Here is a 22,327-nt window from a genome sequence, read left to right as displayed (position 1 = left end):
ATGCTGCCGATCGTCGTCGCCCTGCTCGCGGCCTTCGCCGGGGTGGTCCTGCTCGCCCCGGTCTACATCGGCCTCCTGCAGCGCCTCGGCTTCGGGAAGCAGATCCGATCCGACGGTCCGGAGGGGCATTTCGGAAAGGCGGGGACCCCGACCATGGGTGGCATGCTGCTGGTGGTGGTGGTCATGTTCCTGGCCATGGCCATGCGGATCGAGGACGGCTACACCCTGACCCCGATGCTGGCGCTCGTCGGCGTCGCCATCCTGGGCGCGATCGATGACTTCGTGAACGTGCACACCGGGATCGGAGTGCGGGGCCGCGTCAAGCTGCTCTGGCAGACGGCCGTGGGCCTCCTGGCCGCGTTCTACATCCAGCGCCACTTCGCGATCCCGGGGGTGGACATCTCATTCATCTCGGTGCCGATCCCGTTCGGCGGCGAGGTCGTCATCGGCGGCCTCCTCTTCGTCCTGTTCGTTGCCTTCGTGATCGTCGGCGTGAGCAATGCCGTCAACCTGACCGATGGGCTCGACGGGCTGGCGGGCGGCGTCCTCATCTTCAGCTTCGTGGCGTATCTGCTGATCGCCCTGGTGGCCGCCGGCGGCAAGCCGTCGCAGCCGAACCTGGCCATCTTCTGCGCCCTCATCATCGGGGCGCTGATGGGATTCCTGTGGTTCAACGTCCATCCCGCGCAGCTGATCATGGGCGACGCGGGCGCCCTTTCGATGGGCGCCACCCTGGCGGTCGTCGCGACCATCACCGCCCAGCTCCCGCTGCTGGCGATCATCGGCGCCGTCTTCTTCGCAGTGATCATGAGTGTCGTCCTGCAGGTCGCCTCGTTCCGGCTGCGTGGACGTCGGATCTTCCGGATGGCCCCGCTGCACCACCACTTCGAGCTGATCGGATGGGCGGAGGAGAAGATCACGGTCCGCTTCTGGATCGTGGGCGCGCTGGCAGGCCTCCTTGGCTTCAGCCTCTATCTCGCGACCGTGCGCGGGCTGCAGTGAGACCGATGAAAACCATGACTGCACCGATCGCGACTCTCGACGACCTGCGGGGGCGCCACGCCGTGGTCCTGGGCCTGGCACGCTCCGGGACCGCGGTGGCACGACTGCTGGCCGATGCCGGCGCGGACGTCGCGGCCTACGATCGGCGACCCCCGACCGAGCTGGCAGAGGCGGTCCAGGCGCTGGGCGGCCGGCCGGTTCGGCTGGCATTGGGCGTCAGCACTGACGACGCACGCGCCCTGATCGAGGCGGCCGACCTGCTGGTCACCAGCCCGAGCATCTCGCCCTCGATGCCCACCACAGACGCGTGGCTGCGCGCCGCGATCAACGAGGCGGTGGCGCGCGGCGTGGAGCTGGTGAGCGAGGTCGAGCTCTTCCTGCGGCTGACGCGTGCCAGGGTGCTGGCGGTGACCGGCACGAAGGGCAAGACCACGACCACCTCGCTGATCGGGGCGATCATGGACTCGGCCGGCATGCCGCACCTGCTGGGCGGCAACATCGGTCGGCCGCTGATCGAGGAGGTTGAGCGCCTCGGCCCGAATGACTGGGCGGTGCTCGAGCTGTCCGAGCTGCAGCTTCCGACCATCTCCCGCGGAGCGGAGATCGCCGTCTACACCAATATCGGCGCCGATCATCTCGATCGGCACGGGACCGAGGAGGCCTACCGCGCGGTCAAGGCTCGCCTCGCCGAACTGAGCGTGACCCATGGGCACGTCGTGCTCAACGCGGACGATCCGGGCTGCCGGGAGCTGGGCGCGCGCCTGCCTGCCGCCTCGATCGCGTGGTATGCGCTCGCGGCCGACGACGCATGGATGGCGGCGCGCCTGATCGACGGCTGGCTGACGATCCGCGGCGAGCGGGTGCTGGCGGCTGCCGAGGTGCCCATTCCCGGACGGCACACGCTGACCGATGCCCTGGCGGCGGCCCTCGCCACCTCGCTTGCCGGAGCCTCGAACGAGGCGATCGCGGCCGGCATCCGCGACTTCGGCGGCGTGCCGCACCGGCTCGAGCGGGTCGCCACACGCCAGGGCGTGGCATGGGTCAACGACTCTCAGGCAACGATCCCGATGGCGGCGATTGGCGCGCTGGACGCCTTCGCGCCGGCGCAGGTGGTGCTGATCGCCGGCGGCAAGGACAAGGGGCTCGACTACGGGGCATTTGCCGACACCGTCGCCCGCCGCTGTCGCGCGGCGGTCCTGATCGGCGAGACGGCAGACCGGCTCGAGGAGCTGATCAACCGCCGCGTGCCGGTGGTCCGGGCCGAGGGCATGCGCGAAGCGGTCGCGGCGGCGGCCGCCTGGGCGGTGGCGGGCGACGTGGTGGTGCTGGCCCCGGCGGCCGCCTCGTTCGACATGTTCGACGACTACGCCGCCCGGGGAGACGCCTTCCGCGCGGCCGTCCGCGCCCTCAATGCCGCGGAGCCGGAAGCATGACGGCCATGGCCGCGACGGCCACTCGCCGCACCGCCCGAGCCGGAGTGCGGCGCGAGCGTCACGAGATTGCCTATCCGCTCCTGATCTCCGTCATCGCGCTGGTCGCCATCGGCGTGGTGATGGTCTATTCGGCGTCGAGCGTGCGCTCCTACATCTCCACCTCAGACCCGGGCAGCCAGGGATTTCAGCAGGGGATCTGGGCGGCCCTTGGGCTGCTGCTCATGTTCGCCGCCAGCCGCACCGACTTCCGGCTTCTTCGCTACGCGGCGATCCCCGTCTTCGTGCTGACCATGGTTCTGCTGGCGATCGTCCTGATCCCCGGCATCGGCACATCGGCATTCGGGTCGCGCCGCTGGCTGTTCCTGCCGGGGATCGGCGGGTTCCAGCCGGCCGAGCTCGCCAAGCTGGCGGTCTGCCTCTACCTCGCCCACTGGCTGGATCGGCGCGGGACCGAGGCACACGGGCTGTGGAATGGGCTGCTGCCGTTCGTGATCCTCGTCGCGCCCGGGTTCCTGCTGATCGCCTTCGAGCCGGACCTTGGGACGGCCGGGGTCTTTGCGGCGGCCTCCCTGGCCATCTTCTTCATGGCCGGGGCCAACCTGCTCTACCTCGGCGCGATCGGGGCGGCGGTGCTCGGCGCGGCCTACCTGATGATCACGACCACGGCGTATCAGCTGCAGCGGGTCGACGGCTTCCTCGACCCGTTCCGCGACCCGCTGCACACCGGCTACAACGCGGTGCAGTCGCTGATGGCGCTGGCCCTGGGCGGCATCACCGGCGCCGGTCTCGGCGCCAGCCGCCAGAAGTATCTCTACCTCCCTGCCCCTTCGACCGACTTCATCTTTGCGATCATCGGCGAGGAGTGGGGGCTGATCGGGACCCTGACCGTGCTGGCCCTTTTCGTCATGGTGGCGTACCAGGGCTATCGCATCGCGATCCAGGCTCCCGACACCTTCTCCGGCCTGCTGGCGGCCGGGATCACGACCTGGCTGCTCGCCCAGGCCTGCATCAACATGATGGTCGTCACCGCGCTCCTGCCGGTCACCGGCATCCCGCTGCCGTTCATCAGCTACGGTGGCTCGGCCCTCATCATCAACCTCGTGGCGGTCGGCATTCTGCTGTCGATCTCCCGCGAGACCACGCAGACAGGATCATTGCTTGATGCGGTGTTCGGTGTCGGGCGGCGGGACAGGCGGGCACATCTACCCCGCGCTGGCCGTCGCAAGGGCACTGCGCGACGCGCAGCCCGAGCTTGAGGTCAGCTACATTGGCGGCGCGCGCGGTCTCGAGCGCACCCTGGTCGCCAATGGCGAGCTGCCCTACCACCAGCTGGTGGTCCGGTCGCTGCGCAGCTCGGGTGCCGATCTGCATCTCGTGCTCGACCCGCTCCGCCTGGCTGCGTCCGTGCCTCAGGCCTGGCGGCTGCTCGGCCGGCTGCGTCCGGCCGCGATCTTCACGACCGGCGGCTACCTGGCGCTTCCCCTTGTCTCCGCGGCGCGCGCTCGCCGCATTCCGAGCCTCCTCTGGGAGGGCAACGTGATCCCGGGCCGCGCGACCGCGGCGGTCGCCCGCCTGGCTACCCGCGTTGCGGTCTCCTTCCCTCCCACGCTCGACTCGTTTCCCGGCCGCAGCTTCGTGTCGGGGACGCCCATTCGCTCCTTCGCCGGCATCGACCGCGCCGTGGCACGCTCGACGTTCGGGGTGGCGCCGGACGAGCGCCTGCTGCTCGTCTTCGGGGGGTCGCAGGCGGTCGCCCGCATCACCTCCGCCCTCGATGCGGCGCTGGAGCAGTTGCTGCCTGAATGGAGGATCCTGCACCTGGCCGGGACCGCGGGGATGCCGGCTGCGCTCGCCATGCGGGACCGACTTCCCGAGGCCCTCGCCAAGCGGTACGAGCCGATGGCCTTCCTGACCGATCGCATGGCTGAGGCGCTGGTCGCCAGCGACCTCGTACTGGGGCGTGCCGGCTCGTCGACCTGCGCCGAGCTGGCAGCCGTCGGGGTCGCCTCGATCCTGGTCCCATATCCCCACGCGGCCGGCCACCAGCAGGCGAACGCGGCGTGGCTTGCCAACCAGGGCGCTGCGGTCATGGTGCCGGACGCGGAGCTTGACGGGGATCGACTGGTGGCCGAGGCCACCGCCCTGCTTGACGACGAGCAGAGGGCTCGCATCGGGCAGGCCGCCAGGGCGCTGGCCCGGCCAGACGCCGCGCGCCTCCTGGCCGAGGAGCTCCTGGCCATGGCGGAGGGACGGCTGCTGCCGTCACTGACCGGGACGGCGGGTTGATGGTCGTGGCGCCGATCAACACGGCCGACCTCGAGCGCCTCGACGACCTGGCTGCCGAGCGCGGGATCGCCCTGGCCGCGGATGCGCCGATGGCCCCGCTCACCACGCTGCGCGTGGGGGGCTCGGCCGACCGGCTGGTCGAGGTGCAGAGCCGGGATGAGCTGCTGGCGGCGCTGCGGCTGGCGCGCGACGCGCAGGTTCCGTGGTTCGTCCTCGGTAACGGCAGCGACCTGGTGGTCGCCGACACGGGGATCCGCGGACTCGTCGTCCGCAACCGGGCCAGGAGCGTGGCGATCGACGGGCAGCGGATGCACGCCGACGCAGGCACGCCGATGGCGCTCCTCGTCCGGCGCAGCATTGCCGCTGGCCTGGGCGGCCTGGAGTTCGGCACCAGCATCCCTGGCACGCTGGGCGGCGCGGTCTGGGCCAACGCCGGCGCGCATGGTCGCGAGATGCGGGACGTGGTCGTGGCGGTCGAGGCCTGGGAGCCGGCAGACGGCAGCATCGGTACGCTCGACGCGGACGCGTGTGGCTTCGCCTATCGCGAATCTCGCTTCAAGCACAGCCCAGCCGTGGTCGTCGCCACGACGCTGGCCCTCGACAACGACGCGCCGGATGCCATCGCGGGACGAGTGGCGGACCACCAGGCGCAGCGCGTGGCGACGCAGCCGCTCGCCGACCAGAATGCCGGCAGCGTCTTTCGCAACCCGGCGGGTGACCACGCTGGTCGCCTCATCGACGCGGCAGGCCTGAAGGGCCTGCGCGTGGGCACCGCCAGCGTGAGCACGCTGCACGCGAATTTCATCGTGACCGATCGCGGTGGACGCGCAGCCGATGTCCGAGCCCTGGGCGATCGCGTGCGCGCCGAGGTCAGCGCGCGCTTCGGCATCGGCCTCGCCTATGAGATCGAGTTCGTCGGCGACTGGGCAGCCGCCCGCGCCGGGGATGGTGGAAGGTGAGCGGACGTCTCAGGGTCGGCATCTTCGCCGGTGGCCAATCGGCCGAGCACGAGGTGAGCATCAGCTCGGCGGACGCGATCCTGCGGGCCATCGATCGCGATCGGTTCGAGCCGTACCTGGTGTACATCGATCGCGACGGGCGGTGGCATCTGCCGGCCGGCCCGGCGCCGCTCCTGGGCGAGCAGCCGCTGGCTGAGCTGCTGGGAGCCGCGACGCCGGCACAGCAGACGAGCCTGCTGCGCGCGCACTCCGACCTGCCGGTCGCCGTCGCCGACGATCGCGCCGAGCTCGCGCCGCGCGCCGTCCTGCGCTCGCTGGCCGACGCGATCGATGTCGCATTCCTTGCCCTGCACGGGCCATTCGGCGAGGACGGCACCCTGCAGGGGTTCCTCGAGATGGCCGGCATCCCGTACACCGGCGCGGGGGTGATGGCGAGTGCGGTGGCGATGGACAAGGTCGTCTTCAAGGACCTGATGCGGGGCCACGGCCTGCCGGTGGTCGGCTATGCCTGGTTCCGTCGCACCGCATGGCGCAGCGCGCCCGAGCGAGTCCTGCGTGACATCGCGGATGCAGTCGGGGAACGTTCCGTGGTCAAGCCGGCCCGGCTGGGGAGCAGCGTCGGGATGACCCTGGTCCACGGCCCTGGCGAGCTTGCCGCCGCGCTCGACGAGGCGTTCCGGTACGACAGCAAGGTGATCGTCGAGGCGTATGTCGCAGGCGCCCGGGAGCTCGAATGCGGAGTGCTCGGCAATGACGACCCGCTCGTGTTCGAGCCGGGCGAGGTGATCAGCCACCACGAGTGGTACGACTACGAGGCCAAGTACGTCCCCGGGCTGGCCGACGTGGTGCCCGCGGCGCAGGTCGACCCCGACCTGGCGGCGCGCGTCAAGGAGCTCGCGCTGGCCGCGTATCGCGCCGTCGACTGCGCCGGCCTGGCGCGCGTCGACTTCCTGGCGCCACCGGGCGCGGTCTACCTCTCGGAGATGAACACGCTGCCGGGGTTCACGACGACCAGCATGTACCCGAAGCAGGCCGAGCTGGCGGGCCTCACATTCGCGGAGCTCATCGAGCGGCTGATCGAGCTTGGGCTGGAATCCGCTCGGGAGGGGCGAACGCCGGGCAACGGCGACCCGCCGGCGGACCGATGACGCGTCGCTCGACCACGTCTCGGAAGCGCCCGTCGGCCCATGCGCGCCGCCCCGGTCCGCCGCTCCGCAGGCGTGTGAGAGGCGCGCTGCCGGCTCCTGGCCGGATCGCCGCCGGAGTGCTGACCGCGGTCCTCATCGGCGGACTGTTGGCTCTCATCAACGGGCCATGGCTGCGCGTCGCCAGGGTCGCGTGGGCCGGCGAGCGGTACACCCCGGCCACTCAGGTGCAGCGCGCGCTGGCATCGCTCGACGGGATGGCCCTGCTGACGATCGACGCGACCGCCGTGGCCGCGAAGCTCGAGCGGCTGCCGGCCATCTCCCGGGCAACGGTGGAGGCGGTCCTCCCAGACGCCGTGAACGTTCGCATCGTGGAAAAAGTGGCGGCATTCGTCTGGCAGACGAGCTCCGTCCGCCTGATCGGCGACGCCGACGGCACCCTGATCGGCCAGGCGGCGCTGAATGGCGAACTGCCTGCCGACCTCGCCGCGCTGCCGCTCATCGACGATAGTCGCGTCGCGAGCCGGCGCATGATCGTCGGCGATCGAATTGATTCCTCCACCCTCGCCGCGGCGCTGCGCCTGTCCGAGGTGGAGCCGGCGGAGCTCGGGTCGACGGCGGCCGACCTCGATCTGCGGCTGACCGACGACGACGGCTTCCTACTCGTGTCGGATCAGCCCAGCTGGCAGGCTGATTTCGGCTTCTATCCCGACTCCGATTCCGGTCAGCCCGGAGCGCTCCAGGAGCGGGTCGAGGCGCAGGTCAGCGCGGTGCGCACCCTCTTCTCCTTCGAGGGGGAGGCGACCGTCGGCTGGGTGGATGCTCGCGATCCACGGAGGGTATATTGGCGCCCGTAAAATCCGCAGCTCGGTCGAGACCGGCCGGTGCGGCGCACGCAGGATGCATCTCTGATGTGGCTTGCCCTCGGAGGCCTGGCCCTAGGCGTGGCGCTCGGCCTGGCGCTCAACGTGAACGTCAGCCCGGACCTGGCGCGCTACAGCGCGGTCGGCATCCTGGCCGGCCTCGACTCGGTCCTTGGCGCGATCAGGGCGGAGCTCGACGCGCATTACGACAACCGGGTCTTCATCTCGGGCTTCGTGACGAACACCATCGTGGCGGCGGCCCTCACCTTCGTCGGCGACCGGCTGGGAATCGACCTGTACCTGGTCGCGCTGTTCGCGTTCGGGCTGCGCATCTTCCAAAACGTGGCACTCATTCGCCGCCACTTCCTGTAGGCTCGGACGCACCCGTGCCACGGAAGCGCGACGGGACGTACGGGAGGTAGCTTGGACAGGGAGACGGTCCTGGTCGGCATCGATGCCGGCACGACCAAGGTGACGACCCTCATCGGCGAGGTCAGCCGAGGTGGCGACGTCAACATCATCGGCTATGGGATCGCCCCTTCGGCCGGGATGAAGAAGGGGATGGTCGCCAACATCGACCAGACCGTGAACTCGATCGCCGCCAGCCTGGAGAAGGCTGAGCGCCTGTCGGGCTACAAGATCAGCTCGGCCTTCGTGGCCGTCGGCGGCAGCCACATCAGCAGCCAGAACAGCCGCGGCGTGGTGGCCGTCTCCGGCCACAAGCGCGAGGTGAGCCGCGAGGACGTGGCGCGGGCGACCGAGGCTGCCAAGGCCATCCAGGTCCCCTCCAACCGCGAGATCCTGCACGTCATCCCGCGCGGCTACATCGTCGACGGACAGGAAGGGATCAAGGACCCGCTCGGCATGAGCGCGGTGCGCCTCGAGGTCGAGACGCACATCGTCGCCGGAGCAGCCACCTCGGTCCAGAACCTGTCCAAGTGCATCGCCAACGCCAGCGTCCAGATCGACGAGCTGGTGATCAGCTCGCTGGCGGCCGCGGAGGCAACCCTGACCGACACGGAGAAGGAGCTGGGCGTGATGGTCGCCGACATCGGCGGCGGCACCACCGACCTGGCGATCTTCACCGATGGCGCCGTCTACCACTCCGCCGTCCTGCCGGTAGGGGCCATCAATGTCACCAACGACGTGGCCATCGGACTGCGCACCAGCCTCGACCTGGCCGAGGAGATCAAGATCAAGCACGGCTCCGCCAACCTGGCCGAGATCGCGCCGGAGGAGCTGCTCAACGTGGCGGTGCTCGGCGAGGGCGGCGGGCAGACGATCCAGCGCAAGAAGCTGTGCGAGATCATCGAGGCGCGCATGGGCGAGATCTATTCGCTCATCGGCGAGGAGATCAAGCGCTCGGGCCACGCCGGCCCCCTCCCCGCGGGGGTCGTGCTGACCGGTGGCGGCGCGCGTCTCGGCGGCGTCGCGGAGCTCGCCCGCGAGGTGCTCCAGATGCCGGTCCGGGTGGCGTCGCCGCAGGGCGTGGGCGGGCTGATGGACCAGCTCTCAAACCCGGCCTTCAGCACCTCGATCGGGCTGCTCCTGTGGGGCGCGCACCACATCGGCAGCGAGCCGATCAGCTTCACCACCGGGTCGCCCATCGGCGGCGGCGTCGGGCGGTTCGTGGACTGGCTCCGAGGCCTCTTCCCGGGCTGATCGGTCGCGGGCCACGCAACGGATGTGGAGCAACCGCCAATCGCTCCACCGTGATTTCGAGGCCTGTGGACAACTCGGCAGGCGTATGTGGATAAATCGGCCACGCCGCCTCCGCCGGGTCGGTAGAATCGGTCAGACCCGCGCGAGCTCCGGGTTCGCCCAGCCAAGCAGCCAGCACCTTGTGCAGGAGAACCCCCCATGCCGCTCCGTTCCGACGCCGAGCACTTCGCACTGATCAAGGTCATCGGGGTCGGTGGCGGCGGGACGAATGCCGTCAACCGCATGATCCGCGCCGAGATGATGGGGGTCGAGTTCATCGCGGTGAACACGGACGCCCAGGCCCTCCTGCAGAGCGACGCGCCGCACAAGATCCGGATCGGCGACAAGATCACCAGAGGCCTCGGCGCCGGCGCCGACCCGGCGGTCGGCCAGCGGGCCGCGGAGGAAGACAGCGAGAAGATCTACGAGGCCCTCAAGGACGCCGACATGATCTTCATCACCGCCGGCATGGGCGGTGGCACCGGGTCCGGCGCCGCGCACGTCATCGCCGAGATCGCCAAGGACCTGGATTCCCTCACCGTTGGCGTCATCACCAAGCCATTCAGCTTCGAGGGGGTCCGCCGCAAGCTCGTCGCCGAGCAATACAGTGAGCTGCTCAAGGACAAGTGCGACACGCTGATCACTATCCCCAACGACCGGCTGCGGGAGGTGGTCGACAAGAAGACCAGCATCCTCGACGCCTTCCGGGTGGTCGACGACGTGCTGCGCCAGGGCGTGCAGGGGATCAGCGACCTGATCACCGTGCCGGGCCTCATCAACCTTGACTTCGCCGACGTCAAGACGATCATGCGCGACGCTGGCTCGAGCATGATGGGAATTGGCATCGGGACCGGCGACAACCGCGCCGTCGAGGCCGCTCGGGCCGCGGTCATGAGCCCGCTCCTCGAGGTCAACATCACCGGGGCGCGCGGGATCCTGTTCAACGTGACCGGCGGCAGCGACCTCGGCCTGTTCGAGGTCAACGAGGCGGCCGAGGTGATCAAGGAGGCCGCCGATCCGGAGGCCAACATCATCTTCGGCACGGTGATCGACGACCGGATGCGGGACGAGGTCAAGGTCACGGTCATCGCCACCGGCTTCGACGCCACGCGCAAGCCACGACCGGCGAGCCGGGCCGTGACTGCCGCGAGCGAGGTCGCCACTGGGATCGAGGCATCGCTCGACGATCGGAGCCGCGAGATCCTGGCCGAGATCGAGCGCGACCGCGCCGAGCGCCAGGCACTTGAGGACCAGATGCCCCAGGCATCGCCCTTCGCCGCCAGCGAGAGGCCAGCCGAGACGACCGCGCGCACCAGCGAGCGGCAGCCGATCCCGGTGCGTGGGAGCGGGCTCGATCGCCCCACCTACGGCGAGACCGATTTGGACATCCCCTCTTTCCTGCGCCGCAAGAGCGAATAGCGCTCCCATGGACCGATGCGCCCCGGCCGAGCGGCCGGGGCGTTCGCATCCCCCCGACACCCGTTCGCGATGCTGCCGATCGACGAGCCGGCGCTCAGCGTCGAGCTGATCCGCTCCCGCCACGAGGCGCTGCTCGCACGACTGCGCGCCGCGGCCGATGCGGCAGGGCGGGACTCGGACGCGGTTCGGGTGGTGGCGGTCACGAAGGGATTCGCGATCGGTGTCATTCGCGAAGCGACCGCCGCGGGACTGAGTCGCTTCGGTGAGAACCGGGTCCAGGAGGCGATCCCCAAGCTGGCGGCGGCGCCCGACGCCGAGTGGCACCTCGTCGGCCGCCTTCAGGGCAACAAGGCTCGGCCGGCGGTGCGCGCATTCGCCGCCATCCACTCGGTCGATTCGCTTGACCTGCTGGGTCGCCTCGACCGCATCGCCGCGGAGGAGTCTCGTGCCCCGATGGCCTTCCTTCAGGTCAACGTGACAGGGGAGACGAGCAAGGCTGGCTTCGCGCTGGATTGGTTCGACGAGGCGGTGCGGCGACCGGGCGCGCTGTCGGCCGCGATCGGCCATCTCACCGCGGTCAGGTTGGCGGGGTTGATGACGATCGGGCCGGCCGGCGTCCCGCCCGAGGAGTCGCGGCGCGTCTTCGCCACGCTGCGACGACTGCGCGACGAGCTGCAGCAGCTGGCCGGCCACCCCCTCCCCGAGCTGTCGATGGGGATGACCGCGGACGCTGATGCGGCGGTGGCCGAGGGAGCGACCCTCGTCCGGATCGGCACGGCGATCTTTGGGCCCCGGCTCACCTGAACGCGCACTGCTATCCTCGAAGTCGAGATGCCGCTCGTTATCCTCAACTTCTTTGAGCTCCTCATCAGCGTCCTGATGCTGCTGGTGATCGCCCGGGTCGTGGTCAGCTGGCTCGCCCCGAGTGGTGGCGGCGGGCTGGTCGCCTTCATCTACCAGGCGACCGAGCCGATCCTGGCCCCGATTCGACGGGTGGTGCCGCCCAGCGGCGGGCTCGACTGGGCACCGCTGATCGCGATGCTCGTGCTGGGGCTGCTGCTCCGCCTGGTCATTCGGCTCGCCGATTGAGGGCTCGGGAGCCCATCGGTATACTGGCGAACCCCGCGTGGGCGATTGGCTCAGCCCGGTTAGAGCGCACGGTTCACATCCGTGAGGTCACTGGTTCGAATCCAGTATCGCCCACCATTGCTCCCCGCCTGGGCTGATCCATGCCGCTGATCCCTCGCTTTCTGCGCGCCCGAATCCTGCGCACCCGGCTCCTCGAGCCGCTGCAGGAGCGTGACTTCGCGCTCCTCACCGCCGGATCGCTCGTGTCCCTCCTGGGGGACGGATTCTTCGTCGTGGCCCTGGCCTGGCAGGTGTACGAGATCAGCAACGTGCCGACCGCGCTCTCGCTCGTCGGCGTCGCGTGGACGCTGCCGCTGATCCTCTTCGTCCTGCTCGGCGGCGTCTTCTCGGACCGATACGACCGCCGCTGGATGATGATCGGCGCCGATTGCGTGCGGGCCGCGGCGATTGGCATGCTGGGTGTTCTGTCCATCTCGGGCCTGATCGAGATCTGGCACGTGGTCGCGTTGATTTCCTTCGTCGGCCTCGGAGACGCCTTCTTCAACCCGGCTTCCACTGCGATCGTCCCTGACCTCCTCCGCGAGGAGCAGCTGCCGCAGGCCAATGCTTTTCAGGCGCTGGTGCGCCCGCTCATGTTCCGGCTGGCCGGGCCGGCCATCGGCGGATTCGTCATCGCCGGTGTTGGACCGGGAATTGCGTTCCTGGTGGACGGGTCCAGCTTCGTGGTGTCCGCGACCGCAATCGCCTTCATCACCACTCGTCCCACCCGCCAGGTCGTCGCGCACGGGCCGCGCCAGACGATCGCGGAGGTGGGGGATGGCCTCGCCTTCGTGCGGCGCAACCCATGGTGCTGGGCCACCCTCCTGTCGGCGATGTTCAGCCTGCTGGTCTTCGCCGGGCCGGTCCAGGTGCTGCTCCCGTTCCTGGTGAAGAATGAGCTCGGCCTGGGGCCGGACGCGCTCGGCGCGATCTTCGCGGTCGGCGGCGTCGGCTCGATCGCCGCGGCCCTCGCGGTCGGGCAGCTGGGCCTCCCCCGGCGACGCATCACGGTCATGTACGCCGTCTGGGCGGGTGGCGTGGCGCTCTTCGCCGGATACGGCGTCATGAACTCCCTGTGGCAGGCCTTCGTCATCGGCTTCGCAACAGCGGCGCTCTTCGAGGTGGGTCAGATTATCTGGATCACGTTGCTCCAGACGCTCGTACCGCGTGAGATGCTCGGCCGTGTGTCGAGCCTGGACTGGCTCGTCTCCATCGGCCTCGTGCCGGTCTCATTCGCGCTGACCGGCCCGGTGGCGGCGCTGCTCGGCCCGGGGCCAACCATGATCGCGGCCGGGCTGATCGGTTCGTTGCTGATGGGGGTCCTCCTCTTCGTTCCGGGCGTTCGGGATCCGGAGCGGGGCCAGATCCCGCTCGCGGAGCTGGCCGGGAAGGTGCCATGACCGGCGATCAGTCGCTGCGCATCGCGATCTTCGGCGAGTCGTACCTGCCCTATCTCTCCGGGGTGACCGTCTCGACCGAGGCACTCGCCCGGGGGCTGGGCGCCGCGGGGCACGAGGTGCTGCTGGTGGTGCCACGGCCTGCCCAGGGCGTCGAGCCGGGGACCGCCGGCGCCTCGGGGCCCGACCCCCGCGTGGCCTGGCTCCCGTCGTTCCAGGTCCCGGGTCCGGCACCGGCCGGCTACCGGGTGCCAACGCCAGTCCCATCCGAGGCACTCGCGGCCGCCTCGGCCTTCGCGCCGCAGATCGTCCATGCCCAGTCGCCGTTCACCTCGGGGCTGATGGCACGACGGCTGGCCCGCCGGCGCGGCGCGCCGCTCGTATTCACCCATCACACCCGTTTCGGCGACTACCGTCATTACCTTGGCCCGCTGGCCCTGCCCGGCTCCGTGCTGATGGACGCCTACCTGCGCCGCTACTGGCGCAGCTGCGCGGCGATCGTGGCTCCGGGGAACGAGCTGGCGGGGGAGATCGCGGATCGCCTCGGCCGGCGGTCCCGACCGCTGGTACGCACGATCCCGACCGGCCTGGAGGTGGCCGCGCTGGCGGCGCTGCCTACCGTCGACCCTCGACCGACGGCCGGTTGGCCAGCTGACGCGATCGTCGTGGCGTCCCTCGGCCGGCTGGCACCGGAGAAGAGCGTGGACCTCGTCGTCGATGCCTTCGCTGAGGTCGCCGCCGATGAGCCCGCGATCCGCCTGCTCATGATCGGTGGCGGGCCCTCCGAGCCGTCGCTCCGCCGGCGAGCCGCGAAGTCGGACCTGGCCGGCCGGGTGCACCTGACCGGTGAGCTGCCGCGGCGCGAGGCGCTCTCGCTGGCCAAGGGCGCGGACCTTCTTCTGGCGGCATCGCGCACCGAGACACAGGGGCTGGTGTTGTCCGAGGCGCTGGCTCTCGGGCTGCCTGTGGTTGCCCTCGCCGGCCCCGGGGTCACCGATTCGGTGCGTGACGGTGTCGACGGGCTGGTCGTCCCGGTCGATCCGGCGGCGGAGCGACGAACCCGTCTGGCGGCCGCCCTGCGCGGTCTGGTTCGCGACCCCGCGCGCCGCTCGATGCTGGCGCACGCGGCGGTGGCCGGAGCCGATCGCTTCGACGTGGCGACTCGCATTGACAGCATGGTCTCGCTCTACCGGGAGCTTCTCGCCGAACCGGGCTGACGTACGTCTCCGATTGCTTGCACCGGCTGCCGCGCCGCGTACAATGCCAGCCATGCGCGCGAGTCTGACGGCCCGGTTCGTCTCCCATCCCGCGATCGACTTCGGAGCGCGCCGCGCCGCCGGTCGCAAGCGGAACCTCGGCCTGCAGAGCCCGTCGCTGATCTACCACGCCTCCTCGCCCGCGCATCAGCGCGCCCCGACGATTGCCGCCCTGCGTTCACCGACGAGCCGCTTCCGGTTTCCGTCGGTGGGCAGCGTCGGCCGCGCCAGCCCGCGTCGCGCCCTCCTGTCGCTCGGGCTACCGCGCGCCCGTCGCGCGTAGCGGCGCGGGTGTCCGCGCTGCGTTCCGCTCGAGCCACGTCGGCCGGCGGGGTCGTCCACCGCACCGAGGGCGGTCGGCTCGAGATCGTTCTCGTTCGCCGTCGCCAGCCACCGTTGTGGGCGCTTCCCAAGGGAACCCCCGACGCGGGCGAGACGCTGGCGGAGACCGCCATCCGCGAGACGAGCGAGGAGACCGGCCTGCTGGTCGAGATCGAGGACCCGATCAGCGCGATCACCTACTTCTTCGTTCATGGGCGGACGCGCTTCCACAAGACCGTCCACTTCTTCCTGATGCATCCGATCGGCGGCAGCCTCGAGGATCATGACCACGAGTTCGACGAGGTCGGCTGGTTCCAAATCGACGAGGCGCTGCAGCTGATGACCCACGCCACCGAGCGTGCCGTCGTGCAGTGCGCCGCCGAGCTGCTGGCCGCGCGTCCTGGAGTGGCGGAGCTGTCCGTCGGCAGGGCGCCGTCGTGACCGAGGCGCCCGCGACCCTGCGCCATACGCCGCTGCATGCCAGCCACCTGGCGCTCTCCGCCCGAATGGTTCCCTACGCCGGATACGAGATGCCGGTGCAGTACACCTCGATTCTCGACGAGCACCGTACCGTGCGCGGCGCGGTCGGCGTCTTCGATCTCTCGCACATGGGCGAGCTCCATCTGTCGGGACCGGAGGCCCTCGCCTTTGCTCGGTACGCCGTCGTCAGCGACCCCGGCCTGCTGGAGCCCGGACAGGCCCAGTACTCGATGCTGTGCGCCCCCGACGGCGGGATCATCGACGACGTGATCGTGTACCGCGTCGACGACGGCTACCTGATGGTGTGCAACGCCGCGAACCACGACGCCGTGCTGGCGCAGCTCGAGTCTCTCAGCGCCCACGGCGACTTCGACGTGCACCTGGCCGACCGCTCGGACGAGACCGCCCTGATCGCGCCGCAGGGCCCGCGGGCCGCGGAGTTGCTCGGCCGGCTGACCGACCTCGATCTCTCGGAGCTGGGCAACTATCGCTCGGTCCCGGGCAGAGTCGCCGGCACCGAGTGCCTGGTCGCCCGCACCGGCTACACCGGGGAGGACGGCTTCGAGCTCTTCTGCGCCGCGCGCCGCGCACAGCGCCTGTGGGACGCGTTGATCTCGACCGGCGCGGACCTTGGGCTGCGGCCCTGCGGCCTCGGCAGCCGCGATACGCTTCGACTCGAGGCCGGGATGCCGTTGTACGGAAACGAGCTCGACCGATCGGTGAACCCGTATGAGGCAAACCTGGGCCGCGTCGTCAAGCTGGAGAAGGGCGAGTTCGTGGGGCGCGCAGCCCTGGCGGCGGTACAGCAGACCGGACCGCGGCGCAGGTTGGTCGGACTGATGATGCGTGACGAGGCGATCGCCCGCCATGGGTATCCGGTCCTGGTCGATGGGGCGGAGTCCGGGGTGGTGACGAGCGGGACGCTCTCGCCGACGCTCGGCGAGAGGATCGCCATGGCCTACCTCCCCGCCGCCGACGCGGCGGTGGGCGCCGAGGTCGAGGTGGTCGTCCGCGATCGCCCGCACCCCGCCGAGCAGGTAAAGTTGCCGTTCTACCGCCGCCCAAAGCCGGATCCCGCCTGAGCGCGAGCGCCGCATCCCCCGAAGGAGCCCGATGTCCACGACTCCCCCAGACGACCGGCGCTACTCCCGTGAGCACGAATGGGTGCAAGTCGATGGTTCCGTCGCCGTCATCGGCATCACCAGCTTCGCCACCGACGAGCTGGGGGACATCGTCTACATCGAGCTGCCGGAGATCGGGGCACGCCTCGCCCAGTTCGCCAGTTTCGGCGTGGTCGAGAGCGTCAAGGCGGTGAGCGACCTGTTCGCCCCCGTCTCGGGCGACGTGGCCGAGGTCAACGGTGACCTGCGCACCAGCCCCGAGCTGCTCAACACTGATCCGTTCGGGACCGGCTGGATCGCGAAGGTCACGCTGGCCGACCCCGCCGAGATGGACAAGCTCCTGGATGCGGCCGGCTATGCGGAGCTCACCGCCGGCTGATGTCCTACTCCCCGCACACCGCCGCCGACCGCGCCCGGATGCTCGCGGCGATCGGGGTCGAGTCTGTCGACGACCTCTTCGCCGACATCCCGGCGGGCGTTCGCGCCACCCGCTTCGAGCTGCCCGCACCGCTCGCCGAGCAGGAGGTCCGGGCCGAGCTTGCTCGCCTCGCCGGGCAGAACCGGATACCGCGCGTCAGCTTCCTGGGTGCCGGCGTCTACCGCCACCTGATCCCCGCGGTGGTCAACGAGGTGATCGGTCGCGCCGAGTTCTCGACTTCGTACACGCCGTACCAGCCAGAGGTCAGCCAGGGGACCCTGCAGAGCATCTATGAGTTCCAGTCGCTGATCTGCGAGCTGACCGAAATGGAGGTCGCGACCGCCTCGCACTATGACGGGGCGACTGCGACGGCCGAGGCGGCGCTGATGGCCTGCCGCCTGGCCGGTCGCCACCGGGTCGCCGTCTCGACAGCCGTGAACCCGCAGGTTCGTCGCGTGCTCGCCACCTACTGCGCCGGACCGGGGATCGAGATCGTTGAGGTTCCCGCCGACACATCGGAGGGCGGGACCGGCCTGACGGCCCTTGACGCGGCCGCCGGCGCGCTGGCCGACGACTGCGCCTGCCTGATCGCCCAGCAGCCGAACATGTTCGGCGGGATCGAGCCGATGGCCGAGCTGGCCGACGCGGCGCATGCGGTCGGCGCGCTGATGGTGGCGGTGGTGGAGCCGACCTCGCTTGCGCTGCTCGCCGCTCCCGGATCCTACGGGGCCGATATCGTGGCCGCCGAGGGCCAGCCGCTGGGCATCCCGCCCTCGTACGGGGGACCGTACGTCGGACTCATGGCAGCGCGGATGAAGTCGGTACGGCAGATGCCCGGCCGCCTGGTCGGCGCAACCCGCGACGGGCAGGGACGCAAGGGCTACGTAATGACCCTGCAGGCCCGCGAGCAGCACATCCGCCGCGAGAAGGCGGCCAGCAACATCTGCACCAACCAGGCGCTCTGCGCACTCGCCGCCGCGACATACCTGTCGGCAGTGGGCCCGGAGGGGCTCCGCGAGGTGGCCGACATGTCCGCGACCCAGGCTCGCCATGTCGCAGCAGCGATCGAGTCGGCCGGCCTCGGCCAGCGTCGCTTCAGTGCCCCGTACTTCGCGGAAGTGGCGATCCGCGTTCCCGACGCCGCCCGCCGGCACGAGGCGCTGGCGGAGCAGGGGATCGTCGCTGGCCACCTCCTCGGGTCCGACTACCCCGAGCTGGCGGACACGCTCCTGCTGGCCGCCACCGAGCTCACCACCGACGCCGATGTCGAGGCACTTGTCGAGGGCCTGGGGTCCACCCGGTGAGCGTGCTCGAGCGACCGGCAACCGGCGACGCCTCGGGTCGCGGCGCGGCCTTCACCTCGCCCGAGGCCGGGGACGAGCTGACCGTCATCGAGCCGCTCATCTTTCACGCCTCGCAACCCGGCCGCCGTGCAGTCCGCTACCCGTCCCCGTCGAACACGGCGCGGGCCGCCGCCAGTGGGCAGCCAGCGATCCCGGAGGCAGCGGCGCGCCTGACGGCACCCCGCCTGCCGGAGGTTGCCGAGCTCGACCTGCTGCGCCATTTCAATCGGCTCAGCCACCTGAACCACGCCATCGAGCTGGGCTTCTATCCGCTCGGCTCGTGCACGATGAAGTACAACCCCAAGGTCAACGAATGGGCGGCCCACCTTCCGGGTCTGGCGGATTCGCATCCGCTGGATCCCGATGCGCTGGCCCAGGGCAGCCTCGAGCTGGAGTGGCTGCTGGCCGAGCTGCTGAAGGAGATCAGCGGGTTCGCGGCCATCAGCCTGCAGCCCGCGGCCGGCGCTCACGGCGAGCTGACCGGGCTACTGATGGCGCGCGCCTACCATCGGTCGAATGGGGAGGGCGAGCAGCGCACCAAGGTGCTCGTTCCCGACAGCTCGCATGGGACGAATCCGGCGACCGCCACGATGGTCGGCTACACGGCCGTCACGATCCCGTCCAACCCGCGCGGCGGGATCGACCTCGAAGCGCTTCGCGCGGCGCTCGGCCCGGACACCGCGGCGCTGATGATCACCAACCCCTCCACCCTTGGCATCTTCGAGGACCAGATCGACCAGGTTGTGGCGGCGGTCCAGCAGGCCGGCGCCATCGCCTACATGGACGGGGCCAACCTGAACGCCATCCTCGGCCGCTTCCGCCCCGGCGAGGCGGGCTTCGACGTGATGCACTTCAACCTGCACAAGACCTTCTCGACGCCGCACGGCGGAGGCGGCCCGGGGGCGGGACCGGTCGGCGTCAGCGAGCGGCTGGCACCGTTCCTGCCGACGCCGCTGCCGCTGCTGGTCGCAGGCGACGCCGAGCAGGTTCGTCGCAATGCCTGGTCGGGCCGTCCGACACCCGGGGCACGCTTCGCCCTGGAGGAGGCTGCGGAGAGGCCGACGAGCATCGGCAAGGTGCGCGCCTTCACCGGCAACTTCGGCATGTTCGTGCGCGCCTACACCTATATCCGCAGCAACGGCGGTGACGGCCTGCGCGAGGTGAGCAACGACGCGGTCCTCGCCGCCAACTACCTGCGCGTTCGACTGGCCGATGCCTTCGACCTGCCCTACGACCGCATCTGCAAGCACGAGGTGGTCTTCTCCGGGCGACGGCAGAAGCGGCAGCACGGGATCAGCACGCTGGACATCGCCAAGGCCATCCTCGATCACCGCATTCACCCGCCAACGATCTACTTCCCGTTGATCGTGGAGGAGGCGCTCATGATCGAGCCGACCGAGACCGAGTCGCTCGAGACGCTCGACGAATTCGTCGAGATCATGCACGGCATCGCCGCATTGGCCGAGACAGCGCCGGACGAGCTCAAGCAGGCGCCACGGACCACGCCGGTCGGTCGCCTCGACGAGGCTGCCGCGGCGCGCCGCCCCGATCTGCGGCACGACTTCGCCACGGGAAAGGGGTAGGATTCCGCACCAGCGGCGCATCGAAACGGGGTAGACGTGGTCACGGAGCAGCCGGACGGACTTGTCGCGCGCATGAGGTCGGGGGATCCCGACGCGTTCCAAGAGTTCTTCACAACCTATCAGCGGCCGGTCTACATCACCGCGCTGGCGATCACCCGCGACCCCTTCCTGGCCGAGGAGATCCTGCAGGACTGCTTCGTCAAGGCCTACCGCGCCAGGCATCGGCTGCGAACCGATCGTTCTCCGCTGCCGTGGCTCCATCGCGTCGCCACCAACCTGTGCTACACACGTATCGCCCGCCGCAGGCTGATCATGGAGCCGATCACCGCGCTCATCAGCAACCTGGTGGCCGACCTGACCTCGCGACCGGACCAGGTGGTCGAGTCGCGTGAGATCATCGAGGTGCTCCAGCGCGCCATCGACGCGCTGCCCCCCAAGCAGCAGACCGCCGTCATCCTCTACTACCTGCATGGGTACTCGCTCGCCGAATCGGCCGAGATAGCGGGCTGCAACGTGGGCACCATGAAGTCGCGCGTGCATTACGCGCTCAAGGCCCTGCGGTCGCGGCTCCCGGAGGAGCGGCGCGCGCCAGCCGGTGCACAGGTGTCGGTCAGTGAGCTGTAGCCGGGCACGAAGCGAGCTGCTGGAGTACTTCGCCCTCGGCGAAGAGCTCGGGTCTCGCTCTGGGCCGCATCTGGCCCACCTGGAATCCTGCGCGGACTGTCGCCGGGAGTTGGGCATCGACCGCGAGTTGGTCGAGAACCTGCGTCGTGCGTTGCGAGAGCGGGTGGTGGGCGGCGCTCAGTCTGCAGCCAGTTGGGGGCTGGTGCGCAGTCGGACCGTTGACCGCCCGGTGCCGCCCTGGACGGTCCGCGTAGCGCACTGGAGAGGCATGGTGTCCGCCGCCGCTGCCGCCGGCATCATGATGTTCGCGGTTGCCACCACTCCGCAGACCACGCTCCTCCCCGTTACCCAGTCACCTCTCGTCGCCTCTGCCGCCAGGCGGGTTGTCCCGCCCGCCGAGGAAGCCAGAGCCTGGACGCCGGCGCACTCGAGCACGTACGTGGCGCCCCAGACGTACCCCCCGCTGCCGGGCTGGCCCATGCAGACGCATAAGGCGGATGAGGCTGCACTGCTCAATGGCGAGCTGCCGATCCCCGCAGGGATGCGGTGACCGTGGGACTCGAGAAGTGAACCTCGCCGGCTGCAGGGGAGTAATACATATGAGGCGTAGTGGGCGCGATCAAGGACCCACTTGACCGAATCGTGGCGTGCGCACGAAGATGCGCGCGAGCCACCAACGGATTCGTCTCGATAGCCGTCACAGGAGGGATACTCTCCCCGCATGACCGCGGTTCAGGACACGGCTGCCGGCTTCCAGAGCGCGGCCCTCACGGGCGGCCGAAGCCTGCGCCAGATCATCTGGGCGCGTCTCCGTCGCGACCGTATTGCGATGATCTGCCTGATCGTCCTGATTGTGTTCTATCTGATAGGGATCTTCGGTCCGGTCGTCAGCGGCTTCGTGGGCATCGACCCGTACAAATTCGACGGCGCTGCGATCAGCGACTCCGGTGGTAAGCCCGTCCTGGACTGGGGCGGCATCAGTGCCGCGCACCCCCTCGGGGTCGAGTGGGGGACTGGGCGAGACATCATGGCCCAGCTTCTGTTCGGACTTCGGATCTCGCTTGTGATCGCGACCAGCGCCACGTTGATGACGGTCGCGATCGGGACCACCGTCGGCATCGTCGCCGGCTACACCGGTGGCTGGACCGACACCATCATCGGGCGTTTTATGGACCTCGTCCTCGCCTTTCCGTTCCTGCTGATCGTCCTGGCGCTCTCAGGAGTCCTCACCCAGCGGCTCACCGAACTGGGAGTCCCCGAAGGCAACCCATCGCGGATCCTCTACCTCATCCTCGTGCTGAGCGTGTTCGGCTGGCCGTACCTCGCCCGGATCGTGCGCGGGCAGGTGCTCAGCCTGCGCGAGCGCGAGTTCGTGGAATCGGCAGTCGCGATGGGGTCGAGCAAGCGCAGAATCCTGTTCACCGAGATCCTCCCGAACCTGTGGGCGCCGATCCTGGTGTATGCGACCCTCACGCTGCCGGCGTACATCGGCACCGAGGCCGCCCTCTCCTTCCTGGGCGTTGGCGTGCTCCCGCCCGAGACCACGTTCGGCGCGATGCTGGCCAACTCGGTGAGCTACTTCAACGTCGTCCCGACGTATCTGTTCATCCCGGGCACAGCACTCGTCATCCTGGTCGTCTCGTTCAACCTTTTGGGCGACTCGCTCCGGGACGCACTCGATCCAAAGGCTATTCACTGAGTTCGCGATGCCAGCTGCCGGCGAGGTAGGAGCCGCCGGCGATTTCGCAGTCGCAGCGCGTCAGCGTGTATGATCACGCATCAACTTGCGCCGGGACCTCCCCGGGCCCAACTCGTTGGAGGATGAAACATTGGTCAGATTAAACGTAC

The 22,327-nt window shown here is 69.8% G+C and carries 23 protein-coding genes and 1 tRNA gene; all 24 read left to right on the top strand.

The features are described 5' to 3' along the window. The gene (gene mraY / locus WEB29_07030; GenBank protein MEX2136697.1) at positions 1-1,002 is read left to right on the top strand and encodes a phospho-N-acetylmuramoyl-pentapeptide-transferase; all 1,002 of its coding nucleotides are present in this window, start codon (positions 1-3) and stop codon (positions 1,000-1,002) included. A gap of 14 nt (positions 1,003-1,016) precedes the next feature. Next, positions 1,017-2,435 carry a UDP-N-acetylmuramoyl-L-alanine--D-glutamate ligase gene (gene murD, locus WEB29_07025; GenBank protein MEX2136696.1) on the top strand — a complete coding sequence of 473 codons (1,419 nt, stop codon included), beginning with the start codon at positions 1,017-1,019 and terminating at the stop codon, positions 2,433-2,435. A gap of 5 nt (positions 2,436-2,440) precedes the next feature. Continuing rightward, positions 2,441-3,691: a putative lipid II flippase FtsW gene (ftsW, locus tag WEB29_07020; GenBank protein ID MEX2136695.1), complete on the top strand. Its 1,251-nt coding sequence runs from the start codon at positions 2,441-2,443 to the stop codon at positions 3,689-3,691. Continuing rightward, positions 3,597-4,721, top strand: coding sequence for a UDP-N-acetylglucosamine--N-acetylmuramyl-(pentapeptide) pyrophosphoryl-undecaprenol N-acetylglucosamine transferase (locus WEB29_07015; GenBank protein MEX2136694.1), 1,125 nt, complete (start codon positions 3,597-3,599; stop codon positions 4,719-4,721). The genes ftsW and WEB29_07015 overlap by 95 nt, the downstream gene beginning before the upstream one ends. After that, the gene (gene murB, locus WEB29_07010) at positions 4,721-5,680 is read left to right on the top strand and encodes a UDP-N-acetylmuramate dehydrogenase (GenBank protein MEX2136693.1); all 960 of its coding nucleotides are present in this window, start codon (positions 4,721-4,723) and stop codon (positions 5,678-5,680) included. Before WEB29_07015 ends, murB begins: the two co-directional genes overlap by 1 nt. After that, positions 5,677-6,828, top strand: coding sequence for a D-alanine--D-alanine ligase family protein (locus WEB29_07005; protein MEX2136692.1), 1,152 nt, complete (start codon positions 5,677-5,679; stop codon positions 6,826-6,828). The genes murB and WEB29_07005 overlap by 4 nt, the downstream gene beginning before the upstream one ends. Positions 6,829-6,902: 74 nt before the next feature. After that, a complete protein-coding gene (locus WEB29_07000) occupies positions 6,903-7,682 on the top strand; it encodes an FtsQ-type POTRA domain-containing protein (protein ID MEX2136691.1) in 780 nt (259 codons plus the stop codon). 54 nt (positions 7,683-7,736) lie between these two features. Continuing rightward, positions 7,737-8,060 (top strand): small basic family protein, encoded by a 324-nt coding sequence (locus tag WEB29_06995; protein MEX2136690.1) that lies wholly within the window; start codon positions 7,737-7,739, stop codon positions 8,058-8,060. 51 nt (positions 8,061-8,111) lie between these two features. Then, entirely contained in the window at positions 8,112-9,350 is a 1,239-nt protein-coding gene (gene ftsA / locus WEB29_06990) for a cell division protein FtsA (GenBank protein ID MEX2136689.1), read from the top strand. Positions 9,351-9,548: 198 nt separating this feature from the next. Further along, positions 9,549-10,808 (top strand): cell division protein FtsZ, encoded by a 1,260-nt coding sequence (ftsZ, locus tag WEB29_06985; protein ID MEX2136688.1) that lies wholly within the window; start codon positions 9,549-9,551, stop codon positions 10,806-10,808. Between the two features lie 15 nt (positions 10,809-10,823). After that, a complete protein-coding gene (locus WEB29_06980; GenBank protein MEX2136687.1) occupies positions 10,824-11,612 on the top strand; it encodes a YggS family pyridoxal phosphate-dependent enzyme in 789 nt (262 codons plus the stop codon). A 27-nt stretch (positions 11,613-11,639) separates the two neighbouring features. After that, positions 11,640-11,897, top strand: a complete 258-nt coding sequence (locus WEB29_06975) for a YggT family protein (GenBank protein MEX2136686.1) — start codon at positions 11,640-11,642, stop codon at positions 11,895-11,897. A 39-nt stretch (positions 11,898-11,936) separates the two neighbouring features. Continuing rightward, positions 11,937-12,014 (top strand) — tRNA-Val (locus WEB29_06970). A 23-nt stretch (positions 12,015-12,037) separates the two neighbouring features. After that, complete coding sequence (locus WEB29_06965) at positions 12,038-13,336, top strand: MFS transporter (GenBank protein MEX2136685.1); 1,299 nt, start codon at positions 12,038-12,040, stop codon at positions 13,334-13,336. Continuing rightward, complete coding sequence (locus tag WEB29_06960) at positions 13,333-14,550, top strand: glycosyltransferase (protein ID MEX2136684.1); 1,218 nt, start codon at positions 13,333-13,335, stop codon at positions 14,548-14,550. The genes WEB29_06965 and WEB29_06960 overlap by 4 nt, the downstream gene beginning before the upstream one ends. Before the next feature lie 52 nt (positions 14,551-14,602). After that, positions 14,603-14,872, top strand: a complete 270-nt coding sequence (locus WEB29_06955) for a hypothetical protein (GenBank protein ID MEX2136683.1) — start codon at positions 14,603-14,605, stop codon at positions 14,870-14,872. An 8-nt stretch (positions 14,873-14,880) separates the two neighbouring features. Next, positions 14,881-15,351, top strand: coding sequence for an NUDIX hydrolase (locus tag WEB29_06950; GenBank protein ID MEX2136682.1), 471 nt, complete (start codon positions 14,881-14,883; stop codon positions 15,349-15,351). Beyond that, the gene (gene gcvT, locus WEB29_06945; GenBank protein ID MEX2136681.1) at positions 15,348-16,472 is read left to right on the top strand and encodes a glycine cleavage system aminomethyltransferase GcvT; all 1,125 of its coding nucleotides are present in this window, start codon (positions 15,348-15,350) and stop codon (positions 16,470-16,472) included. Before WEB29_06950 ends, gcvT begins: the two co-directional genes overlap by 4 nt. Before the next feature lie 31 nt (positions 16,473-16,503). Then, a complete protein-coding gene (gene gcvH / locus WEB29_06940) occupies positions 16,504-16,890 on the top strand; it encodes a glycine cleavage system protein GcvH (GenBank protein MEX2136680.1) in 387 nt (128 codons plus the stop codon). After that, entirely contained in the window at positions 16,890-18,233 is a 1,344-nt protein-coding gene (gcvPA, locus tag WEB29_06935; GenBank protein MEX2136679.1) for an aminomethyl-transferring glycine dehydrogenase subunit GcvPA, read from the top strand. Before gcvH ends, gcvPA begins: the two co-directional genes overlap by 1 nt. Positions 18,234-18,235: 2 nt before the next feature. After that, positions 18,236-19,855, top strand: a complete 1,620-nt coding sequence (gcvPB, locus tag WEB29_06930) for an aminomethyl-transferring glycine dehydrogenase subunit GcvPB (protein ID MEX2136678.1) — start codon at positions 18,236-18,238, stop codon at positions 19,853-19,855. A 72-nt stretch (positions 19,856-19,927) separates the two neighbouring features. Further along, positions 19,928-20,479: an RNA polymerase sigma factor gene (locus WEB29_06925; GenBank protein ID MEX2136677.1), complete on the top strand. Its 552-nt coding sequence runs from the start codon at positions 19,928-19,930 to the stop codon at positions 20,477-20,479. Next, positions 20,469-21,029, top strand: a complete 561-nt coding sequence (locus tag WEB29_06920; GenBank protein MEX2136676.1) for a hypothetical protein — start codon at positions 20,469-20,471, stop codon at positions 21,027-21,029. Before WEB29_06925 ends, WEB29_06920 begins: the two co-directional genes overlap by 11 nt. Positions 21,030-21,200: 171 nt before the next feature. Continuing rightward, positions 21,201-22,178: an ABC transporter permease gene (locus WEB29_06915; protein ID MEX2136675.1), complete on the top strand. Its 978-nt coding sequence runs from the start codon at positions 21,201-21,203 to the stop codon at positions 22,176-22,178. Positions 22,179-22,327: the final 149 nt, after the last annotated feature.

The sequence above is a fragment of the Chloroflexota bacterium genome, from assembly GCA_040902225.1.
Lineage (GTDB): Bacteria > Chloroflexota > Limnocylindria > QHBO01 > QHBO01 > CF-167.
This window is presented reverse-complemented; position numbering and strand designations above follow the sequence as displayed.

What these genes read in the sequence shown, in the direction of transcription:
- WEB29_06995 (MEX2136690.1), top strand. Translation starts at nt 7,737, where the DNA reads ATGTGGCTTGCCCTCGGAGGCCTGGCCCTAGGCGTGGCGCTCGGCCTG.
- WEB29_06915 (MEX2136675.1), top strand. Translation starts at nt 21,201, where the DNA reads ATGACCGCGGTTCAGGACACGGCTGCCGGCTTCCAGAGCGCGGCCCTC.
- WEB29_06980 (MEX2136687.1), top strand. Translation starts at nt 10,824, where the DNA reads ATGCGCCCCGGCCGAGCGGCCGGGGCGTTCGCATCCCCCCGACACCCG.
- WEB29_07015 (MEX2136694.1), top strand. Translation starts at nt 3,597, where the DNA reads ATGCGGTGTTCGGTGTCGGGCGGCGGGACAGGCGGGCACATCTACCCC.
- mraY (MEX2136697.1), top strand. Translation starts at nt 1, where the DNA reads ATGCTGCCGATCGTCGTCGCCCTGCTCGCGGCCTTCGCCGGGGTGGTC.
- gcvPA (MEX2136679.1), top strand. Translation starts at nt 16,890, where the DNA reads ATGTCCTACTCCCCGCACACCGCCGCCGACCGCGCCCGGATGCTCGCG.
- ftsW (MEX2136695.1), top strand. Translation starts at nt 2,441, where the DNA reads ATGGCCGCGACGGCCACTCGCCGCACCGCCCGAGCCGGAGTGCGGCGC.
- ftsZ (MEX2136688.1), top strand. Translation starts at nt 9,549, where the DNA reads ATGCCGCTCCGTTCCGACGCCGAGCACTTCGCACTGATCAAGGTCATC.
- WEB29_06925 (MEX2136677.1), top strand. Translation starts at nt 19,928, where the DNA reads ATGAGGTCGGGGGATCCCGACGCGTTCCAAGAGTTCTTCACAACCTAT.
- WEB29_06955 (MEX2136683.1), top strand. Translation starts at nt 14,603, where the DNA reads ATGCGCGCGAGTCTGACGGCCCGGTTCGTCTCCCATCCCGCGATCGAC.
- murB (MEX2136693.1), top strand. Translation starts at nt 4,721, where the DNA reads ATGGTCGTGGCGCCGATCAACACGGCCGACCTCGAGCGCCTCGACGAC.
- WEB29_06975 (MEX2136686.1), top strand. Translation starts at nt 11,640, where the DNA reads ATGCCGCTCGTTATCCTCAACTTCTTTGAGCTCCTCATCAGCGTCCTG.
- murD (MEX2136696.1), top strand. Translation starts at nt 1,017, where the DNA reads ATGACTGCACCGATCGCGACTCTCGACGACCTGCGGGGGCGCCACGCC.
- WEB29_06960 (MEX2136684.1), top strand. Translation starts at nt 13,333, where the DNA reads ATGACCGGCGATCAGTCGCTGCGCATCGCGATCTTCGGCGAGTCGTAC.
- WEB29_06965 (MEX2136685.1), top strand. Translation starts at nt 12,038, where the DNA reads ATGCCGCTGATCCCTCGCTTTCTGCGCGCCCGAATCCTGCGCACCCGG.
- gcvH (MEX2136680.1), top strand. Translation starts at nt 16,504, where the DNA reads ATGTCCACGACTCCCCCAGACGACCGGCGCTACTCCCGTGAGCACGAA.